The 17,586-nt window shown below is 65.7% G+C and carries 13 protein-coding genes; 5 read left to right on the top strand and 8 right to left on the bottom strand.

Translation table 11 applies throughout. The features are described from left to right. Positions 1-102 precede the first annotated feature (102 nt). Together ACVJGD_RS13140 and ACVJGD_RS13135 are read right to left on the bottom strand one after the other, a co-directional pair. Positions 103-1,869, bottom strand: coding sequence for a metallophosphoesterase family protein (locus ACVJGD_RS13140; RefSeq protein WP_456634728.1), 1,767 nt, complete (start codon positions 1,867-1,869; stop codon positions 103-105). Positions 1,870-1,989: 120 nt separating this feature from the next. After that, on the bottom strand, positions 1,990-3,171 hold the full coding sequence (locus ACVJGD_RS13135) for a hypothetical protein (protein WP_456634727.1): 1,182 nt from the start codon (positions 3,169-3,171) through the stop codon (positions 1,990-1,992). Positions 3,172-3,246: 75 nt separating this feature from the next. On the opposite strand from ACVJGD_RS13135, the gene ACVJGD_RS13130 reads away from it, so the two are divergent. Next, a complete protein-coding gene (locus tag ACVJGD_RS13130; RefSeq protein WP_456634726.1) occupies positions 3,247-4,443 on the top strand; it encodes an MFS transporter in 1,197 nt (398 codons plus the stop codon). A gap of 25 nt (positions 4,444-4,468) precedes the next feature. Here ACVJGD_RS13130 and dgcA read toward each other — a convergent pair whose 3' ends face one another. Further along, entirely contained in the window at positions 4,469-5,458 is a 990-nt protein-coding gene (dgcA, locus tag ACVJGD_RS13125) for an N-acetyl-D-Glu racemase DgcA (protein WP_456634725.1), read from the bottom strand. 137 nt (positions 5,459-5,595) lie between these two features. Between dgcA and ACVJGD_RS13120 the strand changes: the two genes are divergently transcribed. From ACVJGD_RS13120 to ACVJGD_RS13110, 3 genes are all read left to right on the top strand, one after another. Then, positions 5,596-6,729, top strand: coding sequence for an MlaE family lipid ABC transporter permease subunit (locus tag ACVJGD_RS13120; RefSeq protein WP_456640247.1), 1,134 nt, complete (start codon positions 5,596-5,598; stop codon positions 6,727-6,729). Between the two features lie 2 nt (positions 6,730-6,731). Next, complete coding sequence (locus ACVJGD_RS13115; protein WP_456634724.1) at positions 6,732-7,505, top strand: ABC transporter ATP-binding protein; 774 nt, start codon at positions 6,732-6,734, stop codon at positions 7,503-7,505. Between the two features lie 117 nt (positions 7,506-7,622). Beyond that, positions 7,623-8,498, top strand: coding sequence for an MlaD family protein (locus ACVJGD_RS13110; RefSeq protein ID WP_456634723.1), 876 nt, complete (start codon positions 7,623-7,625; stop codon positions 8,496-8,498). An 82-nt stretch (positions 8,499-8,580) separates the two neighbouring features. Here ACVJGD_RS13110 and ACVJGD_RS13105 read toward each other — a convergent pair whose 3' ends face one another. The 5 genes from ACVJGD_RS13105 to ACVJGD_RS13085 form a co-directional block, all read right to left on the bottom strand. Further along, complete coding sequence (locus ACVJGD_RS13105) at positions 8,581-9,180, bottom strand: RES family NAD+ phosphorylase (RefSeq protein ID WP_456634722.1); 600 nt, start codon at positions 9,178-9,180, stop codon at positions 8,581-8,583. An 85-nt stretch (positions 9,181-9,265) separates the two neighbouring features. Then, positions 9,266-9,946 (bottom strand): hypothetical protein, encoded by a 681-nt coding sequence (locus ACVJGD_RS13100; protein ID WP_456634721.1) that lies wholly within the window; start codon positions 9,944-9,946, stop codon positions 9,266-9,268. Positions 9,947-10,115: 169 nt separating this feature from the next. Beyond that, positions 10,116-10,553, bottom strand: a complete 438-nt coding sequence (locus tag ACVJGD_RS13095; RefSeq protein ID WP_456634720.1) for a PIN domain-containing protein — start codon at positions 10,551-10,553, stop codon at positions 10,116-10,118. Continuing rightward, on the bottom strand, positions 10,550-10,852 hold the full coding sequence (locus tag ACVJGD_RS13090; RefSeq protein ID WP_456634719.1) for a hypothetical protein: 303 nt from the start codon (positions 10,850-10,852) through the stop codon (positions 10,550-10,552). Before ACVJGD_RS13090 ends, ACVJGD_RS13095 begins: the two co-directional genes overlap by 4 nt. A 161-nt stretch (positions 10,853-11,013) precedes the next feature. Beyond that, a complete protein-coding gene (locus ACVJGD_RS13085) occupies positions 11,014-16,764 on the bottom strand; it encodes an apolipoprotein A-IV repeat region-like domain-containing protein (protein WP_456634718.1) in 5,751 nt (1,916 codons plus the stop codon). A gap of 391 nt (positions 16,765-17,155) precedes the next feature. Here ACVJGD_RS13085 and ACVJGD_RS13080 point away from each other — a divergent pair, with 391 nt between their 5' ends. After that, entirely contained in the window at positions 17,156-17,545 is a 390-nt protein-coding gene (locus tag ACVJGD_RS13080) for an Hpt domain-containing protein (RefSeq protein ID WP_456634717.1), read from the top strand. The last annotated feature ends 41 nt before the right edge of the window (positions 17,546-17,586 follow it).

Genomic DNA, 17,586 nt, shown 5'->3' with positions numbered 1-17,586 from the left:
CACGACGGGACTCTTCGTGTGGAGAGAGCCCTCACCCGGCGCTTCGCGCCGACCTCTCCCGCAAGCGGGAGAGGTGAAGATTCAGCTTGATCGGATCATGCTCTAGCTCCCCGCAATCTCCACCCTTTCGGGCTCGGCAAGGCAAAGCGTTCCGCCCTGACCGGTTGCCAGCCGGTGGATGTAGAAATGGCTTGGCGCATCGTCGGTAGCGTTCATCACCGGCGAGGGGGCGGAAACGATCTTCAATGCGCCGCATGCGCCAATCCAATCGATGTGGCGGTGGCCGTGCATCACTACGGCACGATCGGCAAAGGCTTGCAGCCTGCGGACGAACCAGCTCCCATTGATCAATGCCGTTCCAACGCGCTCGGAGAACTTCTTCGTCGGCATGGGATATTCCGCGAGGTGGTGGTGCAGCGCGACGATCCAGCGTGCTTTCGGAAAATAGCCCATGGCGGCCTCCAGCCGCCGCACCTGTTCGATCGAGACCAGCCCGAGCGCGTTGGTGAAGGAGAAGTGGGTTTCGGCGTTGGAGTCGAGGATGGCTATTCCGAGGCCTTCGTCTTGGTCGGGAGGCAGGATCATCGGGAACTGGTCTTCGTACACCTGGCGAAGCTTGGCGGCCCGACGCAGGCCGCCGCGGTCCGCGAATGCCACGATCCGCGCGCGATGCGGCGCGAGCTCCTCGTCCAGCGTGGCCGCTACTTTCCTTGATTTGTCGACGATGCGCACCCGATCGCCCTGAATGACTGACATCGCCGACAGGGTCCGCATTTGCCGGAGCCGCTTGCCGGGGCTGAACGGCAGGTCGAGCCGGGCCGGGTTGGCTCGATCGACGATGTTCACGTCATGATTGCCCGGCAGCATGATCGTCCGCGCGGCAAGATCGGGGTGCTTTGACAACGCCTCGAGGAACTCGGCCCATTCGCTCGCGCGCCCGGCGTCCGTCATGTCGCCGCTGATCAGCACATGATCGAGCGGATCGGATGCATGAATGGCGGCGAGACGCGCGAGCACGGCGGCGAGCCGCTCATTGCCGCGCGGGCCGGCGCGCCCGCATTCGATGCGAAAGCCATATCGCTCGCCGACGACGTGGACATCGGACAGATGCGCGACGCGCCAGATGCGGGCATCGGATCGGGGTGTATCGAACGCGGCAAGATCGGCGGGCTGATCCATGCCGGCGTCCGCAAAGCCCCAGGCCAGTGAGGCAGCGGCGAGATAGCAGGACACGAGCACGATGGCATTGGCCAGCGTCGTCATTACGAGATGATGGACCACGGCAAGATCGATCAGGCCGGTCCATTGCGAGGACGGCCAAACCAGGATCGCGATCAATCCCGCGCCTGCGCTGAGCAGGATACCGGCGCCGAGCGAACACGCGCGCCGCAGTCGCATGCGCAAAGCGGGGGTCAGGCTGTTCGGCCAGATTCGTTCCGTCAGATGGCGCAGTGCCTCGCGGCAGAACGCATAGCTCGGCTGCACCGCGAGCGCGTTGAGCGACCAGAAACTGGTCTCGGCGATCCGGAGCAGCGGCCGCCAACCGATCCATCCGAGCGCGACGATCGCGATCAGCATCAATGCCGCGCCGATCTCCGTCAGCACCAGGATCTGTTCGGACAGGATTGAAAGCCAGGCGGAAGCCAGCAGCGGCGCGAGGCCGAGCAGCACGGCCGGCAGCAGGAGCAACGCCGTCCACGCGAACAAGAGTTTTGGCAGGCTGATCTCGACGAGCAGGCTGCCGGCGATAGCGAGCAGCGAACGCTGCCCGGGACTGGCGGCATCGTCCTCGACATCGCCGAGGCGCGGATCGAGCAGCAGGCGGCGCTGAATGCTTTCCGGTTTGTCCGCCGATGTCGACCGCCTCATGACATGAGTCCGTCGCTTGCCCCTGTCGCCAGGATGGACCTCGCGTGCGCCGCTGCTGCGTTATTTTATCACAGGTCTTGCAACACGGACATCGGCCGCCACGCGCGGCGGCACTCGCGCCTACGAGAAGAACGCGATCTTCTCGGCCTGGCTCATGCGGCGGATCGGTGCCAACGGGTCGTTGGCGGTCGCGATGGGTTTCTTGACGATGCCGCTGGCGATGATGGTGGAGCCGAGCGAGATTTCGATCGGTTCCGGTAGCGCGACGAAGCTGGGCTGCGGTGGAAGCTCGGCCTGCGGTTCCGGCATCGTGGCGGCAAGCTCGGGCGCCTGCGGCACGATCTCGGGCTCGGCCGGCGCTTCCGGTTCGATCGGCAGCGGCTCGGCGATCGTCGCCGTGGCGTCCTCAACTTCGAACGGGTCGGGCGCGCCCATCTCCATCGCGATCATGTCGAGCACGGCCTCGTCGTGGGCGTCGGCAGCAGCCTCCTCGGTGGCGCGAGCAAGCTCGATGGCTTCGGCCTCCGCCAGCGCCGCCTCGGCGACGGCGAGCGCGGCTTCCGCGTGCCCGGCGGTGATGGCCTCTTCCGCGGCTTCGGCCTCAGGAGGCGCGGCGACCGTCTCGACGGCGGCTGGCGCTTCCGCTGGAGCTTCGACCTCTGTTGTGCGAGGGGAGCGCTCCTCCGCGGGGCTCTCCGGTGGAGGCGAGGGCGCAGCCACCGGCGCTTCGGCGCTCGGCGCTGGCGTCTCGTCGGCTTCGGAGAACTGGGCAAGGCGCTGCACGATCGGGGCGAAGGCGGCATCCAGCGCGGCCTTCGCCTCCTCGGATGAAATCAGCGCGGCGCCGTTTTCGATCGCGACGACCTGGGAATCGATGAGGTCGCAGATGCGGCCGTCATTGCCGATCTCACGCAGCCGCCACGCGATCTCGCGGATCACCCGCGCGCCCTTGCGCACGGGGGCGAGCTTCTGCTCCAGCGCCAGGCTGTCGAGTGCTTCGGCCGCAGACGCCTGCGCGGCCTCCACCGCGTCGCGGATCGCGGCGATGGCCTCGGCGACCGCCGGCCCCTGATCGGGCGGCTCGACGGCCTGCTTCTGCGCGGCAAGGCTTTCCTCGAGCCGGGCCACCGCATCCAGCACCAGGCGGGTATCGGCGTTGCGGTTGCGCTTGGCATATTCGGTGAGGAACCAGCGGCCGCGCGCCGTCTCCATGAAGGCTTCGCTGATCGCGTGGTAATCCTCCTCGCCCGGCTGCACCGGGCGGGCTGTGATCGGCGAAAGGGCGAATGCTTCGTTGGCCATGCAAATCTCGTCGCGCAAATTGCGGCGCGCTGCGATAACGAACACCACGATATCAGGCGAATCGCAATTGGATTGATGGCTTCCGAATCACAAATTCCTGCAGCGCCGCAAGCGGAGGCTAAGCGATTCGCAGGCCATCTCGGAGCCTTTTACGGCACCATGTACGGGATGCTCGGCACCTATCTGCCGTTCTTCCCGGTCTGGCTGAAGGCGATCGGGATCGAGGCGTACTGGATCGGCATCATCACGGCGGTGCCGGCCGTGACCCGCTTCACCGTGCTGCCGCTGATCACGTCCCTTGCCGAGCGGCGGCAGATGCTGCGTGCCGCCATCACGATCACCGCAGCAGCGACCGCGCTCGGATTTGCCCTCGTCGGCACCCAGCACCAGGCGCTGCCGGTATTCCTGGTCTTCGTCGTCACCTGCTGCCTGTGGACGCCGATAGCGCCGCTCACCGACGCCTACGCCCTGCGCGCCGTGGCGCATTACGGGCTGAATTATGGGCCGCTGCGGCTCTGGGGCTCAGCCGCCTTCGTGGTCGGCGCGCTGTTGTGCGGGCTGCTGGTCGATGTGGTAGCGGCGGAACACCTGATCTGGATCATCGCCGCGGTGGCCGGCGTCAGCGCGCTCGTGAGCCTCGGCCTTCGGCCGCTTGATGTCGCGAAAAGGCCTGAGACCGCACAGCGCGGCGGCGCGCTGCTGCGTGATCGTGGCTTTCTCGCGATCATCGCGGCTTCCGCCCTGATCCAGGGCAGCCACGTCGCCTATTACATCTTTGCCTCCATCGTCTGGAAGCAGGCCGGCCTCGGTGGGCTCACCATTGCCGCGCTGTGGTCGCTCGGCGTGCTCGCCGAGATCGTGCTGTTTGCGGTGTCGCCGCGCTTCACGCTGCCGTCGGCGATACTGGTCGTGATCGGCGCGCTGGCTGGGATCGCGCGCTGGGTGATCACCGCACTGGACCCGCCGCTTCCAATCCTGGCCATCGTGCAGCTCACGCATGGCTTGACCTTCGGCCTGACGCAGGTCGGCATCATGGGGCTTTTGGTGCATCAGGTGCCTGCACACATGATGGCGCGCGGGCAAGGCTATCTCGCCGCCTGTGCCGGCATCGTCTCGAGCGGCACCTCGATCGTCTGTGGCCTGGTCTATGCGCGCTACGGCCAGGGCGTCTATTACCTGATGGCCGCAATGGCGGCGTCAGGTGCGCTCATCATGTGGCTGGGGCGGCATCGGATAGCGTTTTCAAACGAAGTGGATACCGGTTCGCGTTAAGAAAACGCGTCAAGAAAATGCTCCATCATCCCCAGAGCGCGGCGTCCGGCGGATAAACGAGGCTGCCGTCGTAACGCAGCCCATGGCCGCGGTCGCGCGCCAGCAAGAGCGGGCCGTCGAGATCGACGAAGCGCGCCTGTGGCGTGAGCAGCATCACGGGCGCCATGGCAAGCGAGGTCGCGACCATGCAGCCGACCATGATGTCGAAGCCGAGCGCCTGCGCCGCGTCCGCCATCGCCAGCGCCTCGGTCAGGCCGCCGGTCTTGTCGAGCTTGATATTGACGGCGTCGTAGCGGTCGCGGAGCCCTTCCAGCGAGGCGCGCGCATGTACGCTTTCGTCGGCGCAGACGGCAAGCGGCCGCTTGATCTCAGCCAGCGCCGCATCCTTGCCGGCCGGCAAAGGCTGCTCCACCAGCGTGACGCCCGCGTCCGCGCAGGCGGCAAGGTTGTCGGCGAGGTTGTCCGCCGTCCAGGCCTCATTGGCGTCGACGATCAGTTCGGCGTTCGGCGCCGCCCTGCGTACCCCCTTGATGCGTTCTTCATCTCCGTCGCCACCCAGCTTGATCTTGAGCAGCGGCCGGTGCGCGGCCCTGGCGGTCGCTTCCGCCATCGCCTCCGGCGTTCCCAGCGAGATGGTATAGGCCGTGGTGCAGGGGGGCGGGGCGGGCCGCCCGAGCAGGTTCCAGATCCGGCTGCCGGCGTCCTTGGCCTCGAGGTCCCACAGGGCGCAGTCCAGCGCGTTGCGGGCGGCGCCTGGCGGCATTTGCGCCTGTAGGCCCTGTCGGTCCATCCCGGCCGCAAGCGCCTCTTGCATCGCCTGGATTGCGGCCAGCGTCGCCTCCGGCGTTTCGCCATAGCGAGGGTAGGGCACGCATTCGCCGCGTCCGGTGACCCCATCCAGGCTGACTTCGGCCACGACGGTAACGGCCTCCGTCTTGGCGCCCCGGCTGATGGTGAAGGCGCCCGCGATCGGCCAGCGCTCGATAAAAGCGGCAAGATGTCGGCTGGAAGTCATTTCAAAATCTCGCAATTTCTGCACCGTGCGCTTGCGGGGCGCTACCAACTATGGCTGGTTAGCGCCAGATTCTACAAGGCAATGCGGCGTTCGAATTCTTAACCTTCGAACGAGCCAACCAGCCTGGGGTGGGCATTTTGAACGGCGACCCGACACTGGAACGGATAGCACAAGGCGACGGCCTTGCCCTGTGCGCCGCGGGGCCGTGGACGGCCCGTTTTGCGCCGGTGCTGGAGCGGATGGTGGCCGATGCCGAAAAACTCCGCGGCACCCGTCCCGACATCTTCATCGACGTTTCCCAGGTCTCCAAGCTCGACACGTTCGGCGCCTGGCTGATCGAGCGTCTCAGGCGCAGCCTGAGCCATGGTGGCGGTGAGGCGATCATCGCCGGCCTCTCGGAAAACTATTCAAGCCTCGTCGACGAGGTGCGGCGGGTGAAGGAAACGCCTGACGTCGAGACCAGCCCGGTGTCGCTCACGGCCATGCTCGACCAGATCGGCCGCACCGTGGTCGGCATCGGCGGCACGATCATCGGATTGGTCGATATGCTCGGCGCCGTGCTCGCCGCGAGCGGGCATGTCCTGGTCCGCCCGCGCTCGTTCCGCCTGACCTCGACCATCCACCATCTGGAGCAGGTGTGCTGGCGCGCGGTGCCGATCGTGGTGCTGATCACCTTCCTGATCGGCTGCATCATCTCGCAGCAGGGCATCTTTCATTTCCGCAGGTTCGGCGCCGACATCTTCGTGGTCGACATGCTCGGCGTGCTGGTGCTGCGCGAGATCGGCGTGCTCCTGGTGGCGATCATGGTCGCGGGCCGCTCGGGCAGCGCCTACACCGCCGAGCTCGGTTCGATGAAGATGCGCGAGGAAATCGACGCGCTGCGCACCATGGGCTTCGATCCGATCGAGGTGCTGGTGCTGCCGCGCATGCTGGCGCTGGTGCTGGCGCTGCCGATCCTTGCCTTTCTCGGCGCGATGGCCGCGCTCTATGGCGGCGGCCTGGTCGCCTGGCTCTATGGCGGCGTCGATCCGGAAGCGTTCCTGCAGCGTCTGCGCGACGCCATCTCGATCAATCATTTCATCGTCGGCATGGTCAAGGCGCCGGTGATGGCGGCGGTGATCGGGATCGTCGCCTGTGTCGAGGGGCTGGCGGTGCAGGGCAGCGCGGAATCGCTCGGCCAGCACACGACGTCATCGGTGGTGAAGGGCATCTTCTTCGTCATCGTGATGGACGGCGTGTTCGCGATCTTCTTCGCGTCGATCGGGATGTGATCATGGTGGTGCAGCCCATTTCCGACGCCATCATCCGCGTTCGCGACATCACGGTGCAATTCGGCAAGACCCGCGTGCTCGACGGCCTCGACCTCGATGTGAGGCGCGGCGAGATCTTGGGCTTTGTCGGTCCCTCCGGCGCCGGCAAGTCGGTACTGACGCGCACCATCATCGGGCTGGTGCCGAAGGTGTCTGGACGCATCGAAGTGTTCGGCATCGACCTCGATGCCGCCAGCTCCAGCGTGCGGCGCCGGGTCGAACGGCGCTGGGGCGTCCTGTTCCAGCAGGGCGCGCTGTTCTCCTCGCTCACTGTGCGGCAGAACATCCAGTTTCCGGTGCGCGAATATCTGAAGGTCTCGCAGCGGCTCTTGGACGAGATCATGGTGGCGAAGCTGGTGATGGTCGGGCTGAAGCCCGAGGTCGCCGACCGCTATCCTTCGGAACTTTCCGGCGGCATGATCAAGCGCGTGGCGCTGGCGCGCGCGCTCGCGCTCGATCCCGAACTCGTGTTCCTGGACGAGCCGACCTCGGGCCTGGATCCGATCGGCGCCGGCGAGTTCGACGAACTGGTGCGCACCCTGCAGCGCACTTTGGGGTTGACCGTTTTCATGGTAACCCACGATCTCGACAGCCTATACACCGCGTGCGACCGCATCGCCGTTTTAGGGAACGGTAAGATCATTGCCGCAGGATCGATCGCCGACATGCAGGCCTCGCAGCACCCTTGGCTGCGGCAGTATTTCCATGGCAAACGCGCCCGCGCCGTCATCGGCTAGCCCGTCATCCTGGCAGGTGGAAACCGGTTTTCGGACAAGATCATGCGCAAGAGGAAGGGATCAGTGATGGCTCCGCTGCGGCGGCGCCTGAGCTTGGACCAGTAGCTGGAGCAATCGATGGAAACCCGGGCGAACTATGTCCTGATCGGCGCCTTCACGCTGGCGGTGATCGCGGCTGCGTTCGGCTTCGTGCTCTGGTTCCAGAGCCTGCATACCACCAAGCAGCGCAGCCCCCTGCGGGTGATCTTCGAAGGCCCGGCCTCGGGTCTGCGCAACGGCGGCAACGTCAATTTCAATGGTATCAGGATAGGGGAGGTCATCTCGGTAAAGCTCGATAATCCGCGTCGCGTGGTCGCACTGGCGATGGTCGAGAACAACGCGCCGATCCGCAAGGACACGCTGGTCGGCCTCGAATTCCAGGGGCTAACCGGCGTTGCCGCGATCTCGCTGAAGGGCGGCGAGGAGACGGCACCTCCGGTGCCGCTCGACGAGGACGGCATTCCGGTACTGACCGCCGATCCGAGGGCGCTGCAGGACGTCACCGAAGCGATCCGTGCGACGCTGCAGAACGTCAACCGCATCGTCGCCGACAATCAGGAGTCGGTGAAGAACTCGCTGCGTAATCTCGAAACCTTCACCGCGGCGCTCGCGCGCAACTCCGAGAAGATCGACAACGTGATGCTGAGGGTCGACGGTGTCATGGGCAAGGCCGACAATTTGATGCTGGGCCTCAACAGCGTTGCCGGCGGCGATCGCGGCGGTGAACTGGCCGCGATGGTGAAATCGATCCGCGAACTCGCCGAAGATTTCGACAAGCGCTCCGGCGCCCTGATGGCCGACGGCCGCAGGACGCTCGGCGACATCAGCCGTGCCGTGAACAACCTCGACCGCAACCCGACGCGCCTGTTGTTCGGCGCCGGCAGCAGCAGCAACAGCAACGCATCCGAACCGCCGGCTCCGCCGAGGCTGGCGGGGCCGGAGCGCCGGCGGTAGTGATCGGTGAGTGGCGAGTAGGGGACACGTCGGATTCCGGGGCGAAAGCTGGTATGCTGGCGCTTGGTCTGCTGGCCGCTTCCTACTTTCCGCCCACAATGTCGACTCCGATCCGTTCGGCGAGGGCCAGCAGGTCCGTGTAGACGGTGACGTCGGCCAACACGCTGTATGGACCTCCACTTGGCGAGAGGTCGGCCGCGGCGAGGCGATCTCCGAAGAGAACGACCGCAAACGCGCGATCATCCTGCCGCGACACCCAGAAAAGTCCTTCGACGCCAGGGCACGCAGCGTGGATGGCCTCGGCCCATTTCCGCGTGTCCGGGTATTTGTCCTTCTCAGTATCAATGAGCTCGTTGCGCTGGATGCCGAGCTTGCGGAGTGCCGTTGCGCTCAGGTCAGTCAGATTGAGGTCGCGTTTCGGCGTTAGCTGCGAATAGACCTGATCGGTCAGCTTCCACTTGTCGAACGTCTTCAGTCCCGCGCTGAAGGGGACATCATGGAAGACCGTCTCCATGGCAGCACAATCGAATGTCGTGCCGCCATAGAGCGTGGGGATATTTGCGCCGTCTGAGGCCTTGATCGGACTGAACCGCGCGTTGCCTCTCAGGCCCGGATTGAACTCGCTGCTCCCGTAGATCTGCAGATGGATTCGATGAATGACCCGGCCCTTCGGCCAAGTCACTATCTTCGCCAATTTGGCTAGATCATCAGGCGGTCTCGGCACAACCGATGGCCGAGCCGCCGCATGGCCGGCCCCCGATTTCCGTTTAGCCATGCAGCACGCCGGCTACCTCGTCCTCCGCCGCAGCGATCACGCGCGCGGGCTGGCTTATCAGCAGGTCCTGCGGTCGCTTGCCGCCAAGGAAACTATTGACCGAGGCGAACCAGTAAGCGAGGCCCCAGTCGTCCTTCCGCTCGCCGAATACGGCCAGCACTCGCGCCAGGCCTTTGGCTGGGCGATAGTTGGTCGAAGGGTCTAAGGCGTAGCTCGGAAAGTAGTCCACGCCGCGGTGGCGTACCGCAAAGATCTGTCTGTCCCTCTTCCATTTGTTTGGCTGGGCGCTGGGATTGCTGGCGCTAAATCCTGCGATCTCTGCGATTTGGGCCGCGGTTAACCAATCGCCACTCTCCAGCACCGCCTTGCGGGCTTCAGCCGTCATGCGCGCTTCGATCAGCTTGTGTCGAGGAAGGGGGACCTCCGGGACGAGCGCCTCTATGATCGAATGGAGCGCTTCGTCCTGGCGGCGCTCAACGATGGTCCGGACCAACGGCGCGAGATTGGCGAGCGTGTCCGCAAGCGCTCGGACGGCGGCTTCGTTCCCGTGCTCCAGCGTCAATGCGATGACGCGCTCCGCGTGCAGGCGGCTGAGTTTGGTTCGGACCTGTTCCGGCGTCCCGCTCAACGTTCCGATGCCTGACAGCTCAATGGTTTTGTCGGCTGCGGCCATGGATTTCCACATCTAGTTTAGGTGATTGTGGTTATTTATATATCACGATAATCTTTCTCATCAAGGTCCCGACATCAGGGTGCCCGACCCGGCTCTTGTGGCACCGGCAACAGCAGGCCGGTTGAGCCCGCGCCGAAGCGGGCGGGGCCGGAACGCAGGCGGCAGTGATCTAGCTGGCGCCTGCAGCGCGAAGCGGATTGAAGACTTTCAGCCCGACGAAATCTTTCTCGTTGTCGGTGACGACGATGCAATCGTTGGCCTCTGCGATCGCTGCGATGATCATGTCGAGCGCGCTTCTTGGCCGACCGGCGGCTGTGCCATCCGCCATGAGACGCGCCCAGACAAGACTTGCCCTTTCGTCGAAGGGCAGCACACGGCCCGCGAAAAGTGCTTGTGGTCCCTCGGGGCTGTTGAACCACGTCTCCAGCAACGCACGCTTCCTTCCTTTCGGCTTCTCCAACAGCCCGCGCCGGATTTCTCCAACGGTCAGCGCCGAAATGAACAGGTCCTCGTCGGCTTGTTCGGCCATCCATGCCATGAGGGCTGCGGATGGAGCGGGTTTCGTGATGTTGCTGATGATGTTGGTGTCGAGGAGATAGCGCGTCACATGTCGACCTTGCGCCCTGTTTCACGCGAGCGCGTCAGATCAAGGTCGGCGCCGACCAGCGGCGAGCGCCGCAAGGCGGCGAGGATTCCACCTTTCTTCCGTGGCTCGCCGGCAATCGCTCGGCCGAGCGTTGCTCGGATTTGCGCGGAATCAGCATCGCCAGCGGCCAGGCGTCTTGCCAGGGAACGGATCAGGTCGCGATCGGCATCGAGGCCAAGAACCTCAAATCGCGCCATGCCGCGCTTGACCAGGCGGGACCGGTAGTTCCGCAGCGCTTTCTTTTGCGCGGTGTTTCCCATGTTCGCCATCACCTTCAGTTGGGCATATCTGGATATATATCCGGCTATGCCCTTGCCGCAAGATATCGTGATGGGCCGATCGGAGGCCAATTGGCAAGGACCGAAGCAGAACGGAGGCCTTTCGGCCTCCGTTCCGCTATTCGCCATTTGCTATTCGCGTCCTACCCCAATCGCCCCGCCGCATGTGCGAGCAGCGTGTACACCAGCCCGGTCTCCGAGGTGAGGTGGTTGCGCAGCGTCTGCGGGCCGCGGTCGTCGCGGGCGACTTCGTCGAGCAGCCGCTCGAACTCGGCGATGTAGCGGTCGACCGTCTGCTTGAAGCCACGGTCGGAGCGGTACTTGCGGGCGACCTCGTCGAAGGCCTTCTGGCCGGCCGGGGTATAGAGCCGTTTGGTGAACGCCTTGTTCTCGCCGCGCTGGTAGCGGTCCCACATCTCGGCTGCGAGGTTGCGGTCCATCAGCCGGCCGATGTCGAGCGACAGCGATTCCAGCGGATTGGCGGCGGCAGCCTGCGGCCGGGGACGCGGCGCTTCGCGCGGCGTTGGGGCAGGGGTCTCGCTGCGGTTGAGCAGGTCCGACAACCAGCCGTCACGGCCGTTGTCCGGGGGCGCCGCCGGGCTGACCGGGGGCGCTTCGGTGCGGCGCGAGTTTGGCGCCGGCACGCCGAGGTCCGGCGGCGGCAGGGTCGATGCGCTGCCATAGTCGCGCATGCGCACATCGCTTGCGCGACCGCCCGCGGCAGCGACCATCGCGGGCTCCTCGCGCTGCACGCTGACCCGGTTGTTGGTCGCGACGTCGAGCCCGCGGCCGTGCTGTGCCACGATGCGGTTGAGCTCGGCCAGCGCCTCGATCTGGTCGACGATCACCTTGCGCATCTGAGCGGTGTTCTCCGCGGCCTCCTGCGGCATCTCGAGCACGCCGCGGCGCAGCTCGTTGCGGGTGGCCTCGAGCTCGTTGTGCATCTCGGATGCCATCTGCTTCATGGACTGCACCATCGCGGAGAACTTCTCCGTCGATTCCTTGAACATCGCATCCGTTTCCTGGGTGCTCTGCTGGTACAGGTCGTTCATGGCATCGAGCGTGTGCTGCCGCTCGTTCTCGGCGGCGGCGCGTACGGCCTCGAACTGGCGGCTGATCGCCGCCGAACCGGCGCCGGCGGTCTCCGCCACCACGCGAGCGATGTCGCGGGCGCGCTCCTCGGCCGCGGCGAGCGATTCATCGAGCAGGCCGGTGAAGCGCGACAGCCGCTGGTCGAGATCGGTGGTACGCAGGTCGATGGTGGTGACCAGCGATTCCAGCGTCGCCTTGCGTTCGGCGATCGAGCCCGTGGTGTTGCGGTTGCTCTGCTCCACCAATGCGGCGGCTTCGACCAGCGCGCGGCCGTGGGTGTCGAACTGGGTCGACAGCTCGCCGAGGTCCTCCAGCGCCTTCTGCGTCTTGCTGTTGAACACGGTGAGCTGGTCTTCCAGCGTCTGGGTCGCAACGCCGTTGCGCGAGGTGACGTCGTTCATCGCCGAGACGAAGTCGGCGACGCGGGTCACGAGCGCGCGCTCCAGCGAGTTGAGGTTGTCGTGGGCGCCGGTGAGCACTTCCTGCAGCAGGATGTTGCCCTCGCGCAGCCGCTCGAACAGCGCGACCGTATCCGTGCGCAGGATCTTGCTGGTCTCCTGCATCTCGGTGACGGCGGCAATCGAGACCTGGCGCGACTGGTCGATTGCCGCGCGCGAGGAGTGCTCGAGGTCCTTCAGCGACTTCGCCACCGCGCCGGTGGCAAGATCGCCGGCAGAGGTGATGTTGCGCGCGACCTCGGCCCCATGGCCCGACATCGTTTGCGCGAAGGTATGGCCGCGCATCTCGATCGACTTCAGCGCGTCCGCGGTGGCGCGGTCGATATCGCTGGCGAGCTGCGCGCTCTTGTTGGTCAGCGCTTCCACCAGCGTGCCGCGCCTTGTGTCGACCATCTGTGCCAGCCGCTCGGCCTGCTGCTGCACATAGGTGACGATCTCGTCGGTCTTGCCGGTCATGGTCGAGCCGAACTGGCTGGAGGCGGCGAGCACTGAACGCTCGATATCGGCGGACGTCGTCTTGACCTTCGAGGAGACCTCGTTGGCGGCGGCAACCAGCGAACTCTGCGCGTTCTGCGCCGAGGTCTGGATCGTGTCGGTGGTGTTCGCGGTGACGGCAGCGAGCGAGCGCTCGATCTGGACCGAGATGGCCTGGATCTGATTTGCCGCGTCGGCGGAGGTTGACGCGAACGAAGTCTGCGCCTCGCGCGCGCTGCCGAGGATGGCCGCGGCGGTGTCGGCGCCGACTGCGGTCAGCGTCCGCTCGATATCGATCGCCAGCGACTTGGCGTGGTTGGCTGCCTCCGACGATGCGGCAACCAGCGTGCTTTGAACGTCGCGGGCGCCTGAGGTGATCGATTCGGCGGTGGCCGCGCCCGCCATCGATAGCGAACGCTGCATGTCAGCGGCTAGCGCCGTGACCGTGTTCGCGGCTTCGGTGGAAGCGGCGACCAGCTTGTTCTGGGCTTCGCGCGCACCGGTCGTGATTGCTTCGGCGGTGGCGGTGCCGGCGAGCGTCAGCGAGCTCTGCACGTCGGCGGTCAGCGTTCGTATCAGGTTTGCCGCCTCGGTCGAGGCCGACACGAGGGTATTTTGCGCCTCGCGGGCGCTGGTGACGACGGCTTCGGCCGTCGATGTGCCTGCCGCAGATAGCGAGCGCTCCACGTCGATCGTGAGCGTCTTCACGTGGCCGGTGATGTCGGTCGAAGCTGCGGTCAGCGTGTTCTGGGCCTCGCGCGCACTGGCAACGACTGCTTCCGCGGTCGAACTGCCCGCAAGCGAGAGCGAGCGTTCGACGTCGCCCGCCAGCGACTTGATCTGGCTCGCGATGTCGGTCGAGGCTGTGGTCAGCGTGCTCTGGGCCTCGCGTGCGCTGGCAACGACTGCTTCCGCCGTCGAGCTGCCCGCAAGCGAGAGCGAGCGTTCAACATCGCCTGCCAGCGACTTGATCTGGTTCGTGATGTCGGTGGATGCCGTGATCAGCGTGCTCTGCGCGTCGCGCGCACCGGCCGTGACGGCCTCGGCCGTGGCGGTGCCGGCGAGCGTCAGCGAGCGCTCGACGTCGACGGCCAGCGACTTGACCTGGCTTGCCGCGTCGGCGGAGGCGCTGATCAATGCGGTCTGGGCCTCACGTGCTCCCGACAGGATCGAGGCGGCGGTGGTATTGCCGACAGCCTGCAGGGTGCGCTCGACATCGGTCGACAGCGCCTTGACCTGGGAGGCGACCTCGCCCGTGGCCGCCATCAGCGAGGCCTGGGCGTCGCGGGCGCTGGACAGGATCGAACTCGCGGCACCTGCGCCGACCGCGGTCAGCGCGGCCTCCACTTCGCCGGCGGTGAGCTTGAGCTGCGCGCCGACATCGGAGGAGACCGTGAGCAGCGACTGCTGCGCAGTGCGCGCGCCGGTCTGGATGGTCTCGCTCGTGTTCACCACGAGATTGGTGAGCGAGCGCTCGGCGTCCTCGACATGCGACTTGATGCCGGAGGAGAGCAGTTCGGCACGCGCCATCAGCTCGTCGCTGGCCTGGCGTCCGCTGCTTTCGATGCGGCCCGCCACCGCCTCCACGCGCGAGCCGAGGAGGTCCTCGAACTGCGCCACGCGGGTATCGATATCGCTGGCGATGGCGCCAACGCGGGTCTCGATGCCCTGGTGGATATCCAGGAACCGGGCCGAGATGGTGTCGGTCAGATGCGCGCTGCGGCCGTCCACCGTTTCGGTGACGCTGGCGATGCGGCGATCGAGCGCCTCGATCGCCTGCGCGGTGCCGTCGGTGAGCGAGGAGGTGAGCAGGCCGAGGCGGGAGTCGATCGACTGGATCGCCTGCGCCGCGCCCTCGGTGAGCGAGGTCGCGAGCATGCCGAGCCGGCCGTCGATCGTCTGCGTGACCGAGCTGGCGCGGGTGTCGAAGGTCTGTTCCAACGACTTGAGGCGGCCCTCGATCGACTCGTCGAGCCATTTGAGGCGGCCGTCGAGCGAGTTGTCGAGGAAGCCAAGCCGGGTCTCGAGCGAGGCGTTGAGCGTGCCAAGCCGATTCTCCAGCGAGCTGTCGAACGTGGCGAGCTTGCTGTCCAGCGACGAGTCGAGGCCGGTGACGCGGTCGCCGAGCGTGGTCTCGAACTGCAGCAGGCGCTGGTCGAGCGTCGCCGTGATCTCGCCGCTGTTGGAGGTGAGGCGGGCGTCGAAATTGTCGACATAGTTCTTCAGCGTGCTCGCGATGTCCTCGGTGCGCTGGCCCAGTCGATCGACGATCTCGCCACCAAACATCTTCACGGTGCGGTCGAATTCCGCGATGTGGCGGGTGATCAGCGCGCCGAGCGTGCCGGAGTCGCGGGCGAACTTCTCCGCCAGCTCCGCGCCCTGGTTTCTCACCAGTTCGTCGTAGGCGTTCATCTGCAGCGAGAGCGAGTCGTGCGCGGTTTCGGTCTGGCCCACCACCTTGGCGACCAGTGAATTGACGGTGAGGTCGAGCATTTCGCTCGCCTTGTCGCCGGAGGTGAGGACGTGGCTGGCCAGCCGGTTGCCGGCTTCGTCGATCTTGCTGACGAGGTCGCCGCTGCGCAGTTCGAGCTCGAGCAGGAGCGAGTCGGAGGAATTCTTCAGGGAATCGTGCGCTTGTTCGGTGCGCTCGGAGATGCCCTCGACAACGCTCGCGGCGCGCTGCTCGAATTCGCCGGTGATGCGGTCGATGCGCTCGTTCAGCATCTCATGGACGCGGTCGGCGAGGTCGACGAATTCGTCGTGGACGTGGCCGGTCTTGAAGTTGAGGCTGCTGGTCAGCCGCTCGGACGCATCGAGCACCGCGCGCGTGGTCTCGGAGCTGGCTTCCTCGAGCCGGTCGAGCAGGTCGCCGCCGCGCTCGCCGAGCGCGAGGATCATGTTGTCGCCGGCATGGCTCAGTGCCTGGGTGATGTGGGCGCCGCGTTCTTCCAGCGCGCCGGTGATGCTCTTGGCGACTTCGTCGACGCGCGAGGCGATCGCGTCCGAGATCAGCGCGATGTCGTGGCGCAGGTCGATCTGCACGCCGGAAATGGCGCTGCGCACCTGCTCGGCCTGTCCGACCAGATTGTCGCGCTGGTGGGCGATGTCCTGCAACAGTGCGCGGATGCGCACCTCATTGTCGGAATAGGCGCGCTCCAGCGCCGCAACCTCGTTGGCAACCAGCGTCTCGAGTTCGCCGGCGCGCGCGATCGCGCGCTCGATGCCGTCACCCATCGCCGCAACCTCGCGGCGGATCGCCTGGCCGACGGTGACCATGGAATCGCTCGCCGCCCCTTCGGGCTCGGAGAAGCGGATTGCGACCTGCGCCATCGATTGCGCGATCATCCGCATCTCCTGGCCGCGCCAGGCGAGGCTCGCGAGGAAGTAGAACAGCAGCACCGGCGCCAGGAACAGGCAGACGAGGCCTGCGAGCACCAAGACGCCGCCGCTCTGGCCGATCGTGGCCTGCAGCGATGGCAGGAAGCTCACCGTGAGCAGGCCGCAGCCGACCAGCCAGACGCCGGTGAAGATCGCCGCAAAGGTGTAGACGTTGCGGGCAGGGCGGCCCTTCTGCAGCGCCTGCAGGAGCTGTCCGATCGCCTCGCGATCGTCATTGGCGGCGCGGCGGGGGCTGCGCTGCTCCTCGATCGGTTCGAACACCGATCGTTCGCCGCTCGGACGCGTCTCGAACGGAGTTTCGGGGAACGGCGTGGTCGCTGCAGGAATCGCGGGCGGCGCGACTTCGCCGCTACTGGTACTGGTCACGTCGCGGTTGGGCTCGGCACTGTTCTCGCCGATGTTCAGAGCTTCCTGAATGGCAGACAGTGCGACTTCGGTGGGATCTTTCACCTTCTTGGGATTGTTCGCCATGTTAAGTCTGAGCCCTCTCAACTATTACGCGTCGGCGATCTTGCGAACATCGTCCCCCGCAAGCTCGAGCCGTCCCGTCCCCGTAAAGCGGTACGCAAGCACGCCCGTCGGCCGCTTGTCCGCTACATCCGGAAACATCCTATTGGTTGAGCGATGCGAATGAAATGGCCGCGATTAAGACATTCTTAATCATCGTTAACAGCTTTGTGCCATAAGGCCTTATGCTTACACGGAATTCTCGCCTTCAGACGGCCATTGAGGTGGTACTTTGTCTGAAAAAGGGCAAAGTTGAGGCAAATTCGGCCAACAATCCGTTAACTACTTCCGTGATTGGTTTACGTCCAAACGGCCCTACCGAAAAGGAGGTGGCGGCCAATCCTTGGATCAGGTCATGCCACGTCACCTCGAACGGACCCAATGGATAGCTTCACCGCCGCTCGCCCCCGGTGACGGTCCGATCGATCTTGCACATCTTGCGCGCATGTCGCTCGGCGATGCCGCCCTCGAGCGCGAAGTGCTTTCGTTGTTCGCCGCGCAATCAGCCAAGCTGATCGGGGCCCTGTCTTCGCTCCCCCATGATGGGCGCGAATTGGCGCACAAGCTGAAGGGATCGGCGCGTGCGATCGGCGCTTTCGCTGTCGCGGATGCCGCCGCCCGGCTGGAACATGTCCTGGCGAGCGGCGCCGAACCGGCCGAGCCGCTGGCCGCGCTCACCGAAGCGGTCGCGCGGGCGCGGAATGCGATCGAGGCCATCCTCGGCGAGCCATCAAGCCCGAATTGACCGGCAAAATTCACGTCAAAAGGTTTTGCGTGAGGGGGCCC

This window comes from Bradyrhizobium sp. USDA 10063, assembly GCF_054063735.1.
Note: the sequence above shows the minus strand (reverse complement) of the source record. Positions and strands in the feature narration are given on the sequence as shown.